The sequence below is a fragment of the Luteibacter sp. genome (assembly GCF_051958795.1).
Classification (GTDB): domain Bacteria; phylum Pseudomonadota; class Gammaproteobacteria; order Xanthomonadales; family Rhodanobacteraceae; genus Luteibacter.
Window position 1 is genome coordinate 1 of the sequence record NZ_JBQCFT010000157.1, and the last position, 2,401, is coordinate 2,401.

The 2,401-nt window shown below is 70.9% G+C and carries 2 protein-coding genes; both read right to left on the reverse strand.

All coding sequences use genetic code 11. From position 1 onward, the window contains the following. Positions 1-1,104: glutamate-5-semialdehyde dehydrogenase (locus tag ACTHLF_RS08330; protein ID WP_440326499.1), on the reverse strand; the 1,104-nt coding region annotated here is incomplete at its 3' end. Continuing rightward, a complete protein-coding gene (gene proB / locus ACTHLF_RS08335; RefSeq protein ID WP_440326501.1) occupies positions 1,101-2,240 on the reverse strand; it encodes a glutamate 5-kinase in 1,140 nt (379 codons plus the stop codon). The genes proB and ACTHLF_RS08330, both read right to left, overlap by 4 nt. Positions 2,241-2,401: the final 161 nt, after the last annotated feature.

A 2,401-nucleotide genomic window follows, 5' to 3' on the forward strand; every position in this document is an offset into this window, starting at 1 on the left:
GGACGAGGCGTTCACCATCACCACCGCCGAGCGCAGGGCCTTCACGAAGCGATCGGCAGCGAGTATGTCGCGCGTGGCGATGACCTCCGTGTGATCGGAGCCGAAACGGCGGATATGGGCGATGGCCTCGTCGATGTCCGCGACGACGCGCACGGCGATCAGCAGGTCGAGGAACTCGGCGGCGTAGTCCTCGTCGGTGGCGACACCGACATCCGGGACCCGGATGCGTGTCGTCTCGTCGCCACGCACCTCCACGCCGCGGGCGTGCAACGCGGCCACGGCCTTGGGGACGAACGACGCGGCGATATCGTGGTGGACCAGCAAGGTCTCGAGCGCATTGCATACGCCGGGGCGGCTGGTCTTGCCGTCGATGAGCAGATCGAGCGCGAGTGTCTCGTCCGCATCCTTGTCGACGTAGAGGTGGCAGACACCCTTGTAGTGCTTGATCATGGGCACGCGCGCATGCTCGGCGACGAAGCGGATGAGGCCCTCACCGCCGCGCGGAATCGCGAGGTCCACGATATCCGTGAGCTGGAGCAGTTCCACCATGGCCTCACGGCCCGGGTCGTCGATGACGGTGATCGCTGATGCCGGGAGACCTTCGGCAGACAACGCGCTACGCAATGCGTCCGCGATCGCGAGGTTCGAATGCATGGCATCCGATCCACCGCGCAGGATCGCCGCATTGCCCGCCATGAGGCACAGCGCCGCCGCATCGGCGGTGACGTTCGGCCGGGCCTCGTAAATCATCGCGATGACACCGAGCGGAATGCGCACGCGTTCGACCGTGATGCCGTTCGGACGGACCTCACGTCGGGTCACCAGGCCCACCGGATCCGGCAGGCTGGCGACCTGGCGAATGGCCGCCACGACGCCCGCCAGGCGTTCGTCATCCAGGCGCAGCCGATCGAGCATGGCCGCGCTGGTGCCGTTCCGGCGCGCCGCCTCCATGTCGCGCGCGTTCGCTTCAAGCACGCTGCGAGAGGCTGCCGCGAGCGCATCGGCCATGGCGTGCAGCAGCCGCTGCTTCGCGACCGTATCGAGCGCGGCGATGGCCGGGGCGGCGTCGCGGCATGCCAGTGCCTGTTCTCGAAGGTGGGTCATGCGGTCCTCGCAGGGTCGGGGAGGATGACGAGATCATCCCGGTGGACGATGGTCTCGCCGTAGCTGTAGCCGAGCACGGCTTCGATGTCGCGCGTATGCCGCCGGGCGATCCGCCGGACATCCGTGGCGGAATACTGGGCGACGCCGCGGGCCAGCACCGTTCCCTCGGCGAGGATTTCGACGACATCACCGCGCGCGAACTCGCCAGCGGCGTCGACGACACCGCCGGGCAGGAGCGATGCGCCACGGCCACGCAGTGCGTCCAGCGCACCGGTATCCACGCTGATACGCCCCGCCGCGGGTGCATGCCGCAGCCAGTACTTGCGCGCGGCAAGGCGTGACTGCGGGGCACGCAGGCGGGTGCCGGTAAGCATGCCTTCGGCGAGGCGGGCGATGCAGCGGGTGTCGCGGCCGTCGAACAGCACCGTCTCGATACCGGCCGCCGCGGCCTTTATCGCGGCGTCGAGCTTCGTCCGCATGCCACCCGTACCGGCGGCGCTACCTGCCCCGCCCGCGCTATCGAGGTGCGCCGGCGTGACTTCGGCAAGGTCAGGCACGGGGAGTGCGGCCGGAACGGTGCGCGGATCCGCCGTGTAGAGGCCGGGAATATCGGATGCGATGAAGAGCACGTCCGCATCCACCAGCGCCGCGACGATGGCGGCGAGGTTGTCGTTGTCGCCGAGCTTCAGCTCGTCGACGGCGACCGTGTCGTTTTCGTTGATGACCGGGATGGCGCCAAGGGCCAGTAGCTCGCGCAGCGTCGTGCGGGCGTTGAGATAGCGCCGGCGGTTGCGCAGGTCGTCGTGCGTCAGCAGCACCTGGGCGACCGGCGCATCGAAGAAGGTTTGCCACAGGCCGACCAGCCGCGTCTGGCCGAGTGCAGCGAGCGCCTGGCGGCCGCTGAGGCCCGTACTGCGGTCGGGGGCCGGCGCGAGGCCACGGCCAGCCGCCACGGCGCCTGAGGAGACGATGACAACTTCCCTGCCCGCGTCGCGGCTTGCGGTGACGAAGGCGGCCAGCGCGTCGGCGTTTTCGCCGGTGAGCGCGCCCTCCGGCGTGGTCAGCAGGCTGCTGCCGACCTTGAGGACAGCCCGGCGCCAGCTGGGCAGGGCCTGTTCGGTGAAGCCGGATGCCATCGTGCCTCCGTCAACAGAACCGCGGTGGACCGTTGTGGGGGGGGGGGGGGGGGGGGGGGGGGGGGGCGGGGGGCCCCACCACGCCCCGCCCCCCCCCCCCCCCCCCCCGGCGCGGGCGCGGGCGCCCCGGGGGGGGGGGGGGGGGGGCGGGGGGGGGGGGC